Origin of the sequence: Lacihabitans sp. CS3-21, assembly GCF_024343675.1 — a bacterium.
GTDB lineage: Bacteria > Bacteroidota > Bacteroidia > Cytophagales > Spirosomataceae > Leadbetterella.
On sequence record NZ_RJUD01000023.1, the window covers coordinates 39,227 to 56,905 of the forward strand.

Consider the following 17,679-nt stretch of genomic DNA (forward strand, 5'->3'; position numbering starts at 1 on the left):
TTTGATACAGATAAACATTTTTAAAATCCGCAAAAATTACTTTTGCGATAGTATTGGTTTTGGCAAAGTACTAAAATCTAATTAATTTGAATTATTCTAAAAAATCAACCTTATAAATTTAGATTTTTAATTGTGAATCTCTTGATAAAACTAGAACACTTTTTTTTTAATTTTCTAAAAAACTAACAAAGTCAGCGAAAACTTTAAAAGAAAAAAGTCTGGCTGAACACCACTAAAATCAAAAATATTAGAACCCTTACTCTTTTTTTGAGAACTTTGTGGCACTAAGGCATTGTTACACCTCTATAGCTAAACATTCCAAAAACACTTTGACAAACAAACGCAAAATATTCAACGACCCTATTTATGGATTTATAACCATACCGTCAGATTTTATATTTGAAATCGTACAACACCCTTATTTTCAGCGTCTCAGAAGAATAAAACAGTTAGGAATGGCCGAATTGGTATATCCTGGAGCTTTTCATTCACGTTTTCAGCATGCTTTAGGAGCAATGCATTTGATGAATGAAGCCCTAAACACCCTTCAATCTAAAGGCCTGATGATAATGGAAGTGGAACGAGAAGCTGCTTTGGTGGCCATTTTGTTGCACGATATTGGTCATGGGCCATTTTCGCATGTCTTGGAATACGCCATTCTTAAAAATGTGAACCACGAAGCCATCTCAGAATTGCTCATGGAAGATCTCAATCGCCAGTTTGAAGGCAAACTTACATTGGCCATTGAGATGTTTAAAGGTACTTATGACCGCAGTTTTTTCCATCAACTTATTTCAAGCCAACTCGATATGGACAGGATGGATTATCTCAATCGTGACAGTTTTTACACGGGCGTGGCCGAAGGAAACATTGGAGCCGAACGAATCATCAAAATGCTACATGTGGTTGATAACCAATTGGTAGTAGAAGAAAAAGGACTATTGAGTGTAGAAAATTTCTTGGTGGCAAGGCGATTAATGTATTGGCAAGTTTATCTTCACAAGACGTCTGTTTGCTCCGAAACCATGGTCTTGAAAATATTTGAAAGGGTAAAACACCTTTTGAATGAAAACATTTTCGTAGATATTCCAAAACACCTACAAGTATTTTTTAATCGAAATATAAGAAGAGAAGATTTCCAAAACGATAGTACGCTGCTTCAAAACTTTGTAGCCCTCGACGATGTAGACATTTGGTACGCCATCAAAACTTGGCAGAACCACAATGACACTGTTTTGGCAAATTTGAGTCAAAATATAATCAATAGAAATTTGTTCAAAATAAAACTAGAAGTTGGTCTAAAAACTGAAGGATTGGAAGCCAATATTCTTCAAAATTTTGAGGATAAAAAGATACCGAAAAATCTACAAAAGTACTTTTACAAAAAAGGCCAAATAAGCAACAATGGTTATGCTTCGCAAAATGCTAATATAAAGATTCTAATGAAAAATGGGAATATATTGGATGTTTCTGAAGCTTCTGACTTACCGACCATCAAGGCTATGAGTAATATTGTCAAAAAAAATTATATTTGTTATGCCAATGACGTATATTTACCATCGTTTTAAAGGCCATTTACATCATCTCATTTATCATTAATGGAGTTTTCGATAACACAAATAGCTCATCTTTTAGGAGGTGAAGTAAAGGGATCCGGAGATACACTAATACATAACTTTGCCAAAATAGAAGAAGGAAAGCCGGGCTGTATTTCTTTCTTGGCCAATCCAAAATATGAAAATTATATTTACCAAACAGCCTCCAGTGCCGTTTTGGTCTCTAAAGATTTCGAACCCAGAGAGCCAATACAAACAAATCTTATACGCGTAGAGGATCCATATTTGGCTATCAGCTTGCTCATGGCCGAATACAAAAAACTTTCTCAAAATTCAGCTAAAGGAATTGACACCATGACTTCGATAGCCAAAGATGCGGAAATTGGCAAAAATATATACATCGGTCCATTCAGTTTTGTATCTTCTGGTGTTTTTATTGGTGAAAATAGCCAAATTTTCCCACAGGTATTTTTAGGTAAAAATGTAAAAATCGGAAAGAACAGCATTGTTCACCCTGGAGTAAAAATATATCAAGACTGTGAGGTAGGTGATAATTGTGTAATTCATGCGGGAGCAGTAATTGGGGCTGATGGATTTGGATTTGTGCCAGATGCCAATGGCGTTTATCAAGACGTGCCGCAACTGGGCAACGTAGTCATAGAAAACAACGTAAGCATAGGAGCCAATGCCACCATAGACAGAGCGACTATGGGTTCTACAAAAATATGCAATGGTGTAAAAATCGACAATATGGTGCAGATTGGCCATAATGTAGAGGTCGGAGCAAATACTGTAATTGCAGCCCAAACAGGCGTAGCTGGCTCCACAAAAATAGGGAAATCTTGTGTTATAGGTGGACAAGTAGGTTTTGCTGGACACCTAAAAATAGCCGATGGTACACAGATTGGTGCTCAAAGTGGAGTAGGAAAAAACATTACTGAACCCCAAGGAGCCTATTCTGGAAGACCTCTCTTACCCATAAAAGACCACCTAAAACTTTTGGTCAATTTGAGGAGATTAAATGATAATTTGAAAAAATAAATATCGATATGAATTTAAAACAACACACCATAGCCGAATCAGTAAGTATTACTGGCAAAGGACTTCACACAGGTGAGTTAGTAAATATTACGCTTAAGCCAGCTGCCATAAATCACGGAATTGTTTTCCAGCGTGTGGATTTGGAAAACAAACCCTTAATACCAGCTTTGGTAGACTATGTGGTGGATACCAGCAGAAGTACGGTTATTGAAAAAGACGGAGGGCGTGTTGGCACCATAGAACATCTAATGTCAGCACTTGCGGGTTTACAGATTGACAATGTTTTGGTAGAAATTGACGGTCCTGAACTTCCCATATTAGATGGATCAGCCCTACCTTTTTTAGAATTGGTGGAAGCGGCAATTCCAACGGAACAGAATGCCTTAAGAAATTACTTTTCTGTTCCAGAAGCTGTGCATTTCAAAAACGAAGATAAAAGTATAGAATTGGCGGCATTGCCTTTAGATGATTACCGTCTAACAGTTATGGTTGATTTTAACTCTCAAATTCTCCATAGCCAACATGCTCAACTGCATGAAATCAGTCTTTTCAAAGAACAAATTGCTCCTTGCAGGACTTTTGTTTTTGTACACGAGCTTGAGTTTTTGGCCAAACAAGGACTTATAAAAGGCGGGGACTTGAGCAATGCAGTGGTAATTGCTGAAACAGACCTAAGCAAAGGCCAAATTGAGGAGCTTTCCACTTTATTAGACAAAAAATTAGAAAGTGATGGAAAAGCTGGAATATTGAACGACGAAAAGTTGAAGTTTCATAACGAACCAGCTCGTCACAAATTACTCGATTTAATCGGGGATCTGGCTTTGATTGGACGCCCGTTGAAAGCACATATATTGGCTGCAAGACCGGGTCATGCCTCCAATGTGGAGTTGGCAAAACTTATCAAAAAGCAAATCGCTGCAAAAAGTAGTGCTGCTCCGTATTTCGATGCCAACGCCGAGCCAGTTTTCAACGTATTAGATATAGCGAAACTTTTACCACACCGTTATCCGTTTCAGTTGGTAGACAAGATTATGTCATTGGATGGAACAACCGTGGTAGGCATCAAAAATATAACCATGAATGAACCTCAGTTTACGGGTCATTTTCCAGACAATCCGGTAATGCCAGGCGTTTTGCAGGTTGAGGCCATTGCACAAACAGGCGGAGTTTTGGTGCTCACTTCGACTGGAGAACCTGAAAAATACTGGCCATATTTGGTAGGAATCGAAAATTGTAGGTTTTATAAAAATGTTTTACCGGGCGATTCGTTAGTCATAAGATGCTCTCTTTTGGCCCCTATTAGAATGGGAGTAGCCAAAATGCATGGAGAGGCTTGGGTCGGCAAAAACATGGTTTGTTCTGTTGACATGACCGCAAGATTAGTTAAGAAATCCAATTAATAATATATGAATCAGCCGTTGGCTTACGTACATCCAGGTGCTAAAGTTGCTCAAAACGTTGTAATTGAGCCTTTTGTAACCATTCAAAATGATGTAGAAATAGGAGAAGGAACGTGGATAGGTCCTAATGTAACAATATTTTCTGGTGCAAGAATCGGGAAAAATTGCAAGATTTATCCTGGAGCAGTGATAGCTGCAGAACCACAAGACTTAAAATTTAAAGGCGAATATACCACAGTAGAAATCGGAGATAACACCGTTATTCGTGAATGTGTAACCATCAATAGAGGTACTACTGACAAAAACAAAACGGTTGTTGGTAGCAATTGCTTGATCATGGCATATGTCCACATTGCCCATGACTGTATGGTTGGCAACTATGTAATTTTAGCCAATGGAGTTCAATTGGCTGGTCATATTATTTTAGGAGATTATGTATTTGTAGGAGGCACAAGTGCAGTGCATCAATTTGTAAATATTGGCTCACATGCAATGGTAGCAGGCGGATCATTGGTAAGAAAGGATGTTCCTCCATTCGTAAAAGCAGCCAGAGAGCCTTTATCCTATGCCGGTGTAAACTCTATTGGGCTAAGAAGAAGAGGTTTCACAAGCGATAAAATTGAAGAAATTCAAGACATTTACAGAATCCTATATTTATCTGGGCTTAACAATACCTCCGCCATAGACAAAGTTGAGCTTGAATATGCCGCAACAGCAGAAAGAGATGAGATTATCAATTTCATTAGAAATTCTGAAAGAGGTATCATTAAGTCTGGAACATCAAAAAATATTGACTGATTTGTTGAAAATTTCCCTAGAAAATATTGGCAAGAAGTTCAAAAACGAATGGATTTTTCGAAATTTAAGTTTTGAATTTTACAAAAACGATCCAGTTGCTATTATAGGACCAAATGGTTCAGGGAAATCAACTTTAATGCAATCTCTGGCTGGTGCTATTCCCATAAATGAAGGAAAAGTTACTTTTGAAAACAACGAGCAAGTAATTCCTGAAGAAAAATGGCATGAATTACTTTCGTTTTCTGCACCTTATCTTGAGCTGATTGAGGAGTTTACACTTGCCGAATCTGTTAATTTTCATACTAAGTTTAAGCCATTTCAAGATCATATCAATACCTCTGAATTCTTGGAAATACTTGAATTGGAAAAACATAAAGACAAATCTGTAAAGAATTTTTCATCTGGCATGCGTCAAAAACTGAAGCTGGGATTGGCTTTTTACAGTTTAAATGACATAATATTATTGGACGAACCGACCGCTAACCTTGACCAAAAAGGCTTCGAATGGTATTTGGAAAACGTAGAGAAAGTTCTAGAAAACAAAATCGTAATCGTTTCTTCAAACGAACCTAAGGAATATACTTTTTGTAAAAACCACCTAAATATACTAAATTTCAAAAAATAAAGCTTTTGAAATGGCTCTCGAGAGACGCTTCCTATTATTTTTTGTATTTTGGCTTGCTGGTCAATCGCCGGCATTTTCTTATATTTTTATAAAAAACCAAGGGCAATGGCCATCAGAAGTACTCTATCGTACATCTATTCCTTCGGGCCAACTTTGGGTAACTCAGAAAGGGCTGGTTTACCAACTTTATGAGGAAGAAAATTCACCCCATTACTCTTCCAGCAGACAAGGCAGAAAATCGTTTTCGTCGCAGAATATTAGTTTGGAATTTAAAAATAATTGTCGTTTCTCAAAAAAAGAAGCGAATGCAAAACAAACTTTCAATTTTTTTATAGGTCAAAATCAAACAACATGGAAAACAAATGTCCCAGCATTTGAAGAAATTTACTTAGAAAATGTATTTGATGGTATTGACTTCAGAATGTACAGCACTGACCAATCGCTTAAATATGAATACATTGTAAAACCAGGGGCGGATGCCAGCCAAATCAAATTCAAATACGATGGAGCCAATGAAACCTTTTTAAAAAAAAATGAACTGGTACTAAAAACCAACTTCGGCCTAATTAAAGAATTTCAGCCATTTACCTATCAAAACCTCGACCAGCAAAAAAAGCCTATCAAGTCAGCATTCAAAATCTCAGATGACTATATCTCATTCCAAATAGCCGATTACAACCACAATCAAGAACTAATCATAGATCCCGAACTGGTTTTTAGTACATATTCCGGTTCATTATCAGACAATTGGTCGCACACAGCCACATTTGATTCCAAAGGAAATACCTATGCCGCAGGAACGGTTTTTGGGGTAAACTTCCCCGTATCAATAAACGCATATCAGCCAAAATCAGGTGGAACGACCACCCAAAACGATGTGGGCTACAGGACCGACGTTGTAATTGTAAAATATTCAGAAGACGGAAGCAAAATTTTATACTCTACTTTTTTAGGTGGAAATGAATCTGAAGTTCCGCATAGTTTGATTGTTAATTCAAAAGATGAATTGGTTATTTTTGGAACAACATCCTCTGAAACATTTCCAACCACCAATAATTCTTTCGATCACACCTTCAATGGTGGTACATTTTTGAACGGACCACCCGTCACATCCAACATTGCTTTTTTCTCAGGAACGGATATTTTTGTAACTGTACTTTCTGAAAATGGCGATCGGCTGTTAGGTTCCACATTCGTTGGAGGAAGTGAAAATGACGGTATTCATGATTTTAGAGCCTTAGAAATTCAAAACTATGGTGATGAGTTTAGGGGAGAGGTGTATATAGATGCCTTAGACAACATCTACGTTGCAAGCGTAAGTACTTCTGCAAACTTTCCAGTCCAAGCGGCCATTCAAACTAAAAAATCGGCTTATGATGCCGTGGTTTTCAAACTCAATAAATATTGTAATCAACTGTTGTTCAGCACTTTTATTGGTGGCAACAATTACGATGCTGCCTACGGCATCAGAGTAGACAAATCCAACGCAATCTATGTTTGTGGAGTAACTTTGAGCAAAGATTTCCCAATTTCTAATCAGGCATTTAGGAAAACTATGGGTGGCGATACCGAAGGATTCATCCTAAAAATAGAAAATCAAAAACTTGTTTCCTCAACTTATATTGGCACTTCAAAAGGCGACTTAACGCACCTCATTGACCTCGACCTTGAAGGTAATGTCTACGTATTGGGTTCTACACTTGGGGAATATTCTGTGAGCAATGGAGTATATCAAAATACTAAAAGTGGGCAGTTTGTACAAGTTTTATCCAACAACCTAAGTAGTTCAAAGTTCTCGTCTATCTTTGGAACGGGTCGTGGATTCGGAACTGTGGATTTAGTACCAACTGCCTTTATGGTCAATGATTGTGGCAATATTTATGTGGCTGGCTGGGGTGGTAGAGTAAACTCCGAAAACGGTTACAATAAAAATAGCACCACCAAAGGACTTCCCATAACAGAAAATGCCTTTAAAAAAACGACTTCAGGAAGTAATTATTACTTCGCAATCTTTGAAAAAGGCTTTAAATCATTGCTTTATGGAACCTTTTTTGGCTCAAATCCTCCAGCAAACGCCGATGAAGAACGCGGTGACCACCTAGATGGTGGAACCTGCCGTTTTGACAAAAACGGAACAATTTACCATTCGGCCTGCGTTTGCAAGGCCTTTGGATTTGTAGAATTTCCTCTTAAGAATGCCGTTGAATCCAATCACCGAAATGGCAACTGTAACATGGCTGCCTTTAAGTTTAATTTGGATGCTCTCTCTGCAAGGTTTGATCTGAAAGATGGTACTAAAATCAATCCAACAGAAATATGTGCACCTACAAAAATAGATTTTGATAATAATACCATCGGTGGAGAAACTTTTGAATGGTTTGTCAATAACGCCAAAGTATCTACAGGAGAAAATATAAATTATACTTTTACGGATGCTGGACAATACAAAATAAAGCTAGTTGCCTATAATAAAGTTACTTGCAAATCCGTAGATTCTACTTTTAGGACATTAAATGTAAAAGCTTTTCAATATAAGACCTCTAACGACACCACAGTGTGTCCTGGTGCTAGCGTATTAATGAAAGCCAGTGGTGGAAAATCTTATAAATGGAGTCCAAGTTTGTATTTTGAAAATTCAGCAAGCCCTGAAGTGACTACCAAAGTGCAAAATACCCAGGTATTCACCGTTGAGATAAGCAATGAAGAATGCACCATAAAAAAAGACATAAAAGTAAATGTAGAAAACACCAAGACCGATTTTGGGGCAACCAGCAATACCACTATTTGTAAGGGCAATAGTCTGAGCCTCAATGCGTCTGGCTTGGCGGACAAATTTGTTTGGTCGGGCGATGGGATTTCAGATTCAACAAAAGCTAGCGTTAATATAATTCCCAACAAAACAGGAAATTACACTGTAAAAGCTTTTTATTCAGATGGTTGCACTCCCATAAAGACAATAAAAGTGACCGTAGACGAAAGTGTAAAACTTGCCTTTGATTTTGAATATAAATTTGCTTGCCATAAACCTTCAGAGGTAGTTTTTAACAACAAAAGTACAGGAGCCCAAAGTTATGTTTGGCGAATTGGAGAAAATCTAGAGACCAACGACATTTCAACTTTCGGCTTAAGAAGTAATTCAAATACCCAATTAACACTAAAAGGCTTAAGTGCTGCCGGATGTGCTTTTGAAACCTCCAGAAACTTAGATTTAAAATTCTATGATGGAATAATTCCGAACGTAATAACACCAAACAATGACAAAAAAAATGATACTTTTGTAGTTGGATATCCTTCAAGTTCCTTACAAATTTTCAATGCGTGGGGAAAAAAGATATTCGAGGATTTCAACTATCAGAACGATTGGGGAAATAAAATAAATTCTGGAACGTATTATTATTTATTAACCATACCCGACGGTCAAGTCTGCAAAGGTTGGCTGGAGGTTTTAAATTAATCAACAAAATGAAAAATTTATTTATCACCGTACTTTTTTTAAGTTTAAGCACTATCGCATTTGGACAGAAATATGATGCTTTTGGAAAGAAAATTAAGCCCAATGGATCAGCCTTGGCTGCATCTTTGAATGGAAAAAAAGATTTTGAAGCCAAAACAGTGAAAATTGAAGGAGAAGTGGAATCTGTTTGTCAAGCCGCTGGATGCTGGATGAAAATTAAAACTGCCGAAGGCCAAACTATGAGAGTGACTTTTAAAGATTATGGTTTTTTTGTTCCAAAAGATATTGCGGGTAAAAAAGTAATATTTGAAGGAATTCCTGCTGTAAAAACTACCAGTGTGGCTGAATTACAACATTATGCTGAAGATGCTGGAAAATCGAAAGAAGAAATTGCCAAGATTAACAGTCCAAAAACAGAGTTAACTTTTGTGGCGGATGGTGTTTTGGTACCTAAAAATTAAGTTAAATAAGAACTCAAATAACCCATTCAGTGAACACTGAGTGGGTTATTTTTTTGTTTTAACCCTAAAATAAACAATACTTTTGTAGATTTGTTAAAGAATCAAACCTTCTGTAAAAAACCTTAAATGAAAAAACAATACACTTTGCTTAATCTGGCAGTTGCTCTGCTTATTGCCTTTACCTCTTTTTCCCAAAATTCCGAATTTATCTATGGCGATGCCTTGCCTGATGCCCCAGTTTTGTCGGCTCGAGGTACATATAAAGTTGGTGTAAAAACGCTAGAATTTACCAATAAAAATCAACTGGATATCTTAAAATCTAAGGGATCAGAATTGGCTTATTATGACAGAAAACTTAAGCTTGAAGTTTGGTACCCAGCAAATATAAACCCAAATGAGAAAGAAATGGTCGTATACGACGAAGTGATGGGTTCATCAAATGACCCTAAAAGGCCAATTATTCCATTTTCATTTAATGGAAGAGCTTCAAAAGATGCAAAAGCCATTACTTCTGAGGGAAAATTCCCACTCATAATCGTATCACACGGCTACTTAGGTTCGAGATTACTATTAACTTACTTAACCGAAAACTTGGCGTCTAAAGGCTATATTGTTGTGGCTATTGACCACATGGAATCAACTTTTAGAGATGCTGCTGGTTTCCCCAGTACATTGCTAAATCGCTCAAAAGATATTCTTTTTGTGCTAAATCAAATGGCAGAAGTTGGTAAATCCAACGAGTTTCTCAAAGGGATAATCGATTCCGACAATACCGCTTTGATAGGATATTCTATGGGTGGATACGGCGTTCTGAATGTCGCCGGGGCTGGTTACAGTGACAATTCTTTAAAATTATTTGGTGCTCTGACTGGTGGAAGTACCGCATTAGAGACAAGATTGGGTTCAAATGCAGCATATAATTCAAGTCTAGATCCTAGAATAAAAGCAGTGGTGGCTTTTGCTCCATGGGGAATGGAACGCGGTGTTTGGGATGCTGAAAGTTTAAAAGGTCTGAAAATCCCCACCTTCTTTATTGCTGGAAGTCAGGACGATATTTCTGGATATGAAAAAGGCATTAAAGCCATATATAATGGTGTAGTAAATACCGACAGATATATGCTTACCTACATGAATGCTCGTCACAATGTAGCACCAAATCCACCGCCAGCAGAGTCTCTTAAACCTGGTTTACATATTGATGAGTATTATAGATATGCCGAACCTTCTTGGAACGAAAAACGCATCAATAACATCAACCAACATTTTGTAACGGCATTTTTGGGTATTCATTTGAAGCAAAAAGATTTTGGTAAATACTTGAATTTACCCCAAGATTCCAACACGAAAACTTGGGAAGGATTTAAACCTCGTTCGTCAGTTGGTTTGGAACTTTTGCATGCTTTGCCGGAAGGGAAGTAAGCATCCCAGATCTTGATGAATATCTAAGTTTAGCTAACTCAGGCAGTCTTTTTTTTATAGTACTTTCTCAAATTTCCTATTTTGTCAAATTGCGATAAGTTGGGTTACCTTTGGAAATATGAAATACCAACGCTTTGTGTCTAAGGAAAACTTCTTGAATCTGTAAGTAACAGTGGCCTTTTAAAATTAGAAGTTCTTTATAGATCAAGGAAGAGCCCCAACAGAAGGATGTCTAAAGTTTTTCAGAATAAGGTATTTATGTTTGGGTTACTCAATAAGCAGTATAGTGAATTTGCTTTTGAAATCATACATTTGTCTTGAGTTAATTATGAAATTAAAAGTTTATCATTTAATATTTTTTGCTCTTTTTGTAGTACCGGGGTTTAGCCAGACTCCTACCCAAAATCTTCGTGGAAAAATAATTGATAGGGAAACCCAGGTAGGTTTACCTGGTGTAAATGTCCATATTTTTCCTCTAAATCTCATTGTAAGTTCAAATCCAGACGGTTCATTTTCATTCCCTAAATTACCTATTGGACGATATTCGCTTCTTTTTTCTTTGGTAGGTTACGATAAATCTACCTTGGCCAACATTGAACTTGGAAGTGGAAAAGAAACTGTTTTGTCTGTAGAATTAACGGAGAGTGTGACGGCCTTAAACGACCTTGTGGTACACAAAGAAAATCTAAAAGACCAAACCATCAATGAAATGACCCTCGTCAGCGGAAGGCAATTTAGCATTCAAGAAAGCAATAGATATGCAGGTGGCTATGCTGATGCTTCCAGAATGGTTATGTCTTTCGCTGGTGTAACCTCCTCTGGCAACGATCAAAACAATGAAATTGTAATACGTGGAAACTCACCCAAAGGCTTACTTTGGAGAATTGAAGGAGTGGAAATACCGAATCCGAATCATTTCGGGGATGGCCAAGGTTCGACAAGCGGGATAATTAGCATGTTGAATAGTGCCAGTTTAGCAAATTCCGATTTTTTAACTGGAGCTTTTCCCTCAGAATATGGAAATGCTTTGTCTGGGGTTTTTGACTTGAAATTTAGACGAGGAAATAATCAAAAACATGAGTTCATGGCTCAACTGAGTGTAATAGGAATTGAAACTTCAGCCGAAGGCCCAATCAGTAAAAAAGGGGCTTCTTATCGATTTAACTTTAGATATTCAACCTTAGAATTGTTATTAAAATCTGGATTACTTAAGATAGAAACTGGTGGGTTCAGCCCTGCGTACAGAGACATGAATTTTACGCTTAATTTTCCTACAAAAAAATTAGGCACATTTGCCTTGTGGGGTTTTGGTGGTTTAAATCTCTCAGATGATAAAGACCTAAACTCGGTACAAAACAATCAAGGAAAAACAGGTGTAATAGGCCTGAGTAATACTTATTCGTTGGGCAAAAAAGGATATTTATATTCGGTTTTGATGGCTTCAAGGGAAAGAGCCAAGGAATTTGAGGAAATTTTACTTTCCAACAAAAATTGGGTGGTGAACAAACAAAAATTGTTTCAATATGACAACCTCCGTTTTTCATCTTTTTACAATTACAAAATCAGTTCTAAAGCCAGTCTCCGAACGGGACTTGTCTTTAGCAATTTAGGTTACGAATTTGACGATAATCGCAGAGATAATTCACGGAATAGATTAGTGAATTTTCTGTTTGAAAATGATAATACGTTTTTTTTCCAAGCCTATTCCCAATTAAAATTTAACATTAATAGAAAAATCAGCTTTTCAGGAGGAATTCATTATAATAAGTTTTTGCTAAACAATAATCAAACTTTTGAACCTAGACTTGCTGCAAAATATCAAACAAATAGGAAAAATGCTTTTTCTGCTGGTTTTGGTTTGCACAGCCGCCTTGAGCCGATATCGGTCTATCTTCTGAAAAGGCGAAAAACAGGAGAAATTTTCGAAAAACCAAATAAAAACCTAGGACTAACACGTGCTGCACATTATGTCGTGGGATATCATAGGGTATTAAATCCGAATTGGAATCTAAAAATTGAAGCTTATTACCAAAAGTTGTTTCAAATACCTATTGATACCAGCCAGAGGAGTTTGTTTTCCATACTCAATGCATCGGCTGGACTTATTGGTAACGTAATGACCAACGAAGGTGAAGGTGAAAATAAAGGAATAGAGCTAACGTTAGAACGTTACTTTTACAATAACTATTATTTTATGTTCACAGGATCTTTATTCGATTCTAAGTTTTTAGCAAGGGACGGCAAATGGCGAAATACAGTTTTTAATAATACCTATGCGGGAAATATTCTCGGTGGGAAAGAATTTTCGGTCAGCAAACAAAAAAATAAATTCTTAGTTATAAATAGCCGTCTGATATGGAGGGGTGGAAATAGGTATATTCCAATAAATTTGGCTGAATCAATAAAAAGAAATACCACAGTGAATGATGTTACAAAAGCATTTGAACCTAGGCTGCCCGATTATTGGAGAATAGATATGGGATTGGCATTAAAGATTAATCTAAAAAAAGCAACTTGGGCTTTGAGTGCTGATATACAAAACTTAACAAACCGAAAAAATATAATCCAAGAACGATACAATTCCATCACCAATAACATACTTTACAATTATGCATTGCCTTTGCTACCAATTTTTAGTTTTAAAGTAGATTTTTAAAGTAGTTTATTTTACAGGGCAGTCAGATACCGAAAGTCATTAATAACTCGTAAGAGAAACGTTCAAAGTGTTAATTATTCGAGGATTTAAATCTTTAACCAACCTTCTCCAACTCCCCTAGCCTTTCTTTCAGCTGGTTCATTTCGTCTCTAAATCTGGCAGCTTGTAAGAAATCTAACTCTGAGGCCGCCTTTTCCATTTTTGTTTTCGCTTCTTTTAACAGTGTTTCCAACTGAGGCTTACCCATATAGGCCATTATTGGGTCTGCCGCCAAGTTGATCCTTTCTGGTTCTACATAATATCCTTTGGTAGATGGCTTAAAGTCCGCAATAGAGGTTTGTTCCATGATGGCCTCCTTGCTTTTTAGTATGGTAGTTGGCGTAATTCCGTTGGCTTCGTTGTATTCTATTTGTATAATTCTACGCCTATTGGTTTCATCTATAGCCTTTTGCATTGAGCCTGTCATACGGTCGGCATACATAATTACTTTACCATTGGAGTTACGTGCTGCCCTACCAATGGTTTGAATCAATGAACGAATATCTCTCAAAAAACCTTCTTTATCGGCATCCATAATGGCCACCAAGGACACTTCTGGCAAATCCAATCCTTCTCTCAAAAGGTTTACACCCACCAAGACATCGATAACCCCCAAACGCAATTCACGCAAAATCTCTACCCTTTCCATGGTCTTGATTTCGGAGTGAATGTAGCGTCCTTTTATTCCGACTCTTTCCAAATATTTGCTCAATTCCTCGGCCATGCGTTTGGTCAGTGTAGTCACCAACACACGCTCATCTTTTTTGATTCTGCCGTTTATTTCATCTAAAAGGTCATCGATTTGGTTCAAACTTGGTCTTACGTCAATTTCTGGATCCAAAAGTCCAGTAGGCCTAATGATTTGCTCTACCACTACCCCACCCGCAAGATTGAGTTCGTAGTCTGATGGTGTGGCACTTACAAAAATAGTTTGTGGCGTCAGACTTTCAAATTCTTGAAAAGTCAGCGGTCGGTTATCCATAGCCGAAGGTAACCTAAATCCGTATTCTACCAATGCGGTTTTTCTCGACCGGTCTCCGCCATACATTGCTCTTATTTGCGGCATACTTACATGGCTTTCGTCCACCACCAACAGAAAATCCTCTGGGAAATAATCTAAAAGACAGAAAGGACGTTCGCCTGCTTTTCGTTTGTCAAAATATCTTGAGTAGTTTTCTATGCCGCTGCAATAGCCCAACTCACGCATCATTTCCAAGTCAAATTCGGTCCTTTCTTGAATTCTTTGAGCTTCCAAAACCCTGCCTTCACTCTCAAAATACTTGATTTGAGCCACCATATCATCCTGAATCAGTTTTATGGATTCCTGCATGACTTCTTTTCCTGTCACAAATAAATTGGCGGGCGGAATCACAATTTTAGGCTCAGACCTTATTTTCTTCCCTGAATTAGCATCTATCATCTGGATTTCTTCGATGTCATCACCGAAAAAAATAATTCTGAAAGCAAAATCGGCATAGCCTGGATACACATCAACTGTATCTCCTTTTACTCTAAATGTGCCTCTATTGAACTCTACTTCCGTTCTTGAATAAAGTATTTCAACCAATTTATACAAAAACTTGTTGCGGCTAATTACATCACCAACAGCAACTTTTATGATACTTTGCTTAAATTCATTGGGATTTCCAGCACCATAAATACAGGATACAGAGGCAATAACCACAATATCTCTCCTACCTGACATCAATGACGAAACCGTTGACAATCGTAGCCTATCAATTTCCTGATTGATCATCAGGTCTTTTTCTATATAGGTATTGGTGGAAGCAATAAAAGCCTCAGGCTGGTAATAATCGTAGTAAGAAATAAAATACTCGACGGCATTATCAGGAAAAAATTGCTTAAATTCACCATATAGCTGAGCCGCCAATGTTTTATTATGACTCAAAATTAAAATCGGCCTGTTAATTTGCTGAATGACGTTGGCAATCGTGAAAGTTTTACCGCTACCAGTTACACCCAAAAGAACATTAGATCTTTCGCCCGCTTCAATGGCTTTTACCAATTGCTCAATGGCTTGAGGTTGATCGCCAGTAGGTTTGAAATCAGAAATTAACGAAAAACTCATAGCTAGAAATATTTACTTCAAAGATAATTCAATAAAGACTAAACAAAAAATTAGCGAAAAAAGGCTAAAAAAATTGGCATTTATTTTCTCTTCAATGTGAGTTTGTGAGAAACACCATAACTATTCCAACGTTATTAGGCTAAATTTGCTCTTAAATAAAAACTACAACAATATGAAAAATTTACTCATCGCAATTTTTACTTTCGGCTCAATAGCCACCATTGCTCAACAAAACGTAGATAAATCTCTAAAAATATTCAAATTTCAGCCTTTTAGCCTCATAACTGGTTCAATGAATTTTGGTGAGGAGATTTTCAATAAATCTAAGACTCGAAGTACGGTTATTGGATTGGGAATACGTTATATCAATAGAAAAAACGATATTTATGACAATTATGGTTCAGTTTCAGCTTATAAACAGAGTTCAAAATGGCAAGGAGCTACCGCTAGTATAGAAAGAAGATTCTATGTTCCTGGATTTTTCTCAGGAGATAAATACAGTTTTATTAACGACAAATCGCAGTTTGGCATTTATTTATCTCCTGGTGTAAAAGTTGAATACAACCAAAACGACTATGACAAAAGTAGTTTTTATCAATTACCAGACCCCTCAAAACCTAGTAATTACAATTCAACTTTTTACCAAAACTCTGGAAGAATTTCATATTTGGGCTTAATGCCAAACATGAATATCGGCCTACAGTTTACACTTTTTCAAAATCTCTACATTGACACTTACATAGGCGGTGGAATCAGATTTATATCACAAAAAATTACCAATCAAAAAGTCGACACAATTCCTGCAAACGCCACGAATTACGGATACTACGGAGTTAATGATAACGGGGCTTTAACCACATTTGTCATCAAAGAAGGTGTTCAACCAAACTTTGGCTTTTCATTGGGTTTGAATTTTTAAAAAAATATTGTCAATAAATGTCAAATTTTATAAATTGCTGTTAGTTACCCTAATGATTGAATGTTAAAAAATCTGAGAAGATTTTCATCCTATTTACATGCCTCAGCCAGTTTAAAGATGATTTTGCTGGCTTTTTTTTCACAAGTGATTTTTGCGGTTTTCATTATTCCCAAAATGGAAGCCCTCATTAATCCATTGCAAAATCAAGTACTTTTGGAGTTGAGGTTCGGCTATACATCAAACCAGTTTTATGACTTGATGAGTTCGATTGGAGGTATTGGAATCATGTATTATAAAATATATGTCCTATTTATTGATATTCTTTATCCTATCATCTATTGTATTTCCTACAGTTTATTGCTCAGTTTATTTTTCAGAAATTCGTTTTCGAGCAATCATTATTTTCAATTGTTTAATGTATTTCCTTTTCTGATTGGTTTTGCAGATGTTTTCGAAAATATTTCGATAGCGTATTTATTGTTTGCTTTTCCTACTCAAAACCTATTTATAGTAAAATTAGCATCATCCTTTAGCCTCCTAAAATGGGGATTTACGATGTACAATATTTTGCTCATGCTTACGGGTTTGTTTGCTTGGGGATTTAGGACACTATTGAAAGCTAAAAAGTGACTTATTTCATGGTAAACTTTTTCCCAGGGCTTTGTTTTACCAAATCAGCAAATTCAAGGTTGAGCAATATTGAAGCCAGTTTATTCAAATGAATCTGAGAATGCCAACTCAGGTCATCAATCAGCATTTCACCATTATGCATCAATAAACTCAGTACTTTACTTTCCTCTTGGGTATATTTGGTCAGGTCCAAAACTTCTTTTTCTATAATTCTTGATTTACCATTTTCCGAATTCCACTTCATCCATTCCACAAAATCCTCCGTATTTGTAAAAATCTGTGCTTTGTTGTTCGCTATCAAATAGTTAGGCCCTTCAGAGTACTTTTGAAAAATGCCGCCTGGTATGGCAAATACTTCCTTATTGTAATTGTTGGCATATTCTGCGGTTACCATTGAACCACCTTTTCTCGCAGATTCTACCACAATTGTTGCATCTGCTAAAGCAGCAATAATTCTGTTTCGAGCCACAAAAAATGATGGCTTAGTAATCGTACCAAAAGGCTGTTCGGATATGAGCAAGCCAGTTTCTTCTATTTCCTTTGCCACTTTTTTGTGTGAACTCGGATAAACAGTCTCCAAACTATTGGCCAA

13 protein-coding genes are annotated in these 17,679 nt (G+C 36.8%); 11 read left to right on the forward strand and 2 right to left on the reverse strand.

Features of this window, described 5'->3' with window-relative positions; genetic code table 11:
- Positions 1-329 precede the first annotated feature (329 nt).
- From EGI24_RS13190 to EGI24_RS13230, 9 genes are all read left to right on the forward strand, one after another.
- A complete protein-coding gene (locus tag EGI24_RS13190) occupies positions 330-1,568 on the forward strand; it encodes an HD domain-containing protein (RefSeq protein WP_255048898.1) in 1,239 nt (412 codons plus the stop codon).
- A 30-nt stretch (positions 1,569-1,598) separates the two neighbouring features.
- A complete protein-coding gene (gene lpxD / locus EGI24_RS13195; RefSeq protein ID WP_255048899.1) occupies positions 1,599-2,597 on the forward strand; it encodes a UDP-3-O-(3-hydroxymyristoyl)glucosamine N-acyltransferase in 999 nt (332 codons plus the stop codon).
- A gap of 8 nt (positions 2,598-2,605) precedes the next feature.
- On the forward strand, positions 2,606-3,997 hold the full coding sequence (locus EGI24_RS13200; protein ID WP_255048900.1) for a bifunctional UDP-3-O-[3-hydroxymyristoyl] N-acetylglucosamine deacetylase/3-hydroxyacyl-ACP dehydratase: 1,392 nt from the start codon (positions 2,606-2,608) through the stop codon (positions 3,995-3,997).
- A gap of 6 nt (positions 3,998-4,003) precedes the next feature.
- Positions 4,004-4,795, forward strand: a complete 792-nt coding sequence (lpxA, locus tag EGI24_RS13205; protein WP_255048901.1) for an acyl-ACP--UDP-N-acetylglucosamine O-acyltransferase — start codon at positions 4,004-4,006, stop codon at positions 4,793-4,795.
- Between the two features lie 4 nt (positions 4,796-4,799).
- Complete coding sequence (locus EGI24_RS13210; RefSeq protein WP_255048902.1) at positions 4,800-5,420, forward strand: ATP-binding cassette domain-containing protein; 621 nt, start codon at positions 4,800-4,802, stop codon at positions 5,418-5,420.
- 10 nt (positions 5,421-5,430) lie between these two features.
- Positions 5,431-8,874: a gliding motility-associated C-terminal domain-containing protein gene (locus tag EGI24_RS13215; protein WP_255048903.1), complete on the forward strand. Its 3,444-nt coding sequence runs from the start codon at positions 5,431-5,433 to the stop codon at positions 8,872-8,874.
- An 8-nt stretch (positions 8,875-8,882) separates the two neighbouring features.
- Positions 8,883-9,335 carry a DUF4920 domain-containing protein gene (locus tag EGI24_RS13220; protein WP_255048904.1) on the forward strand — a complete coding sequence of 151 codons (453 nt, stop codon included), beginning with the start codon at positions 8,883-8,885 and terminating at the stop codon, positions 9,333-9,335.
- A 126-nt stretch (positions 9,336-9,461) separates the two neighbouring features.
- On the forward strand, positions 9,462-10,754 hold the full coding sequence (locus tag EGI24_RS13225) for a dienelactone hydrolase (protein WP_255048905.1): 1,293 nt from the start codon (positions 9,462-9,464) through the stop codon (positions 10,752-10,754).
- A 328-nt stretch (positions 10,755-11,082) separates the two neighbouring features.
- Positions 11,083-13,410 carry a TonB-dependent receptor gene (locus EGI24_RS13230; protein WP_255048906.1) on the forward strand — a complete coding sequence of 776 codons (2,328 nt, stop codon included), beginning with the start codon at positions 11,083-11,085 and terminating at the stop codon, positions 13,408-13,410.
- A 94-nt stretch (positions 13,411-13,504) separates the two neighbouring features.
- On the opposite strand, the gene uvrB is transcribed toward EGI24_RS13230, so the two are convergent.
- Positions 13,505-15,538 carry an excinuclease ABC subunit UvrB gene (gene uvrB, locus EGI24_RS13235; protein ID WP_255048907.1) on the reverse strand — a complete coding sequence of 678 codons (2,034 nt, stop codon included), beginning with the start codon at positions 15,536-15,538 and terminating at the stop codon, positions 13,505-13,507.
- A gap of 172 nt (positions 15,539-15,710) precedes the next feature.
- Between uvrB and EGI24_RS13240 the strand changes: the two genes are divergently transcribed.
- A complete protein-coding gene (locus EGI24_RS13240) occupies positions 15,711-16,457 on the forward strand; it encodes a hypothetical protein (protein ID WP_255048908.1) in 747 nt (248 codons plus the stop codon).
- Positions 16,458-16,517: 60 nt separating this feature from the next.
- Positions 16,518-17,087: a hypothetical protein gene (locus EGI24_RS13245; RefSeq protein WP_255048909.1), complete on the forward strand. Its 570-nt coding sequence runs from the start codon at positions 16,518-16,520 to the stop codon at positions 17,085-17,087.
- Between the two features lies 1 nt (position 17,088).
- Here EGI24_RS13245 and EGI24_RS13250 read toward each other — a convergent pair.
- Positions 17,089-17,679: DNA-processing protein DprA (locus tag EGI24_RS13250; protein WP_255048910.1), on the reverse strand; the 591-nt coding region annotated here is incomplete at its 5' end.

Coding starts and splice junctions, on each gene's coding strand:
- lpxD (WP_255048899.1), top strand. CDS start 1,599: ATGGAGTTTTCGATAACACAAATAGCTCATCTTTTAGGAGGTGAAGTA.
- EGI24_RS13245 (WP_255048909.1), top strand. CDS start 16,518: ATGTTAAAAAATCTGAGAAGATTTTCATCCTATTTACATGCCTCAGCC.
- EGI24_RS13230 (WP_255048906.1), top strand. CDS start 11,083: ATGAAATTAAAAGTTTATCATTTAATATTTTTTGCTCTTTTTGTAGTA.
- EGI24_RS13220 (WP_255048904.1), top strand. CDS start 8,883: ATGAAAAATTTATTTATCACCGTACTTTTTTTAAGTTTAAGCACTATC.
- uvrB (WP_255048907.1), bottom strand. CDS start 15,538: ATGAGTTTTTCGTTAATTTCTGATTTCAAACCTACTGGCGATCAACCT.
- EGI24_RS13225 (WP_255048905.1), top strand. CDS start 9,462: ATGAAAAAACAATACACTTTGCTTAATCTGGCAGTTGCTCTGCTTATT.
- lpxA (WP_255048901.1), top strand. CDS start 4,004: ATGAATCAGCCGTTGGCTTACGTACATCCAGGTGCTAAAGTTGCTCAA.
- EGI24_RS13240 (WP_255048908.1), top strand. CDS start 15,711: ATGAAAAATTTACTCATCGCAATTTTTACTTTCGGCTCAATAGCCACC.
- EGI24_RS13200 (WP_255048900.1), top strand. CDS start 2,606: ATGAATTTAAAACAACACACCATAGCCGAATCAGTAAGTATTACTGGC.
- EGI24_RS13215 (WP_255048903.1), top strand. CDS start 5,431: ATGGCTCTCGAGAGACGCTTCCTATTATTTTTTGTATTTTGGCTTGCT.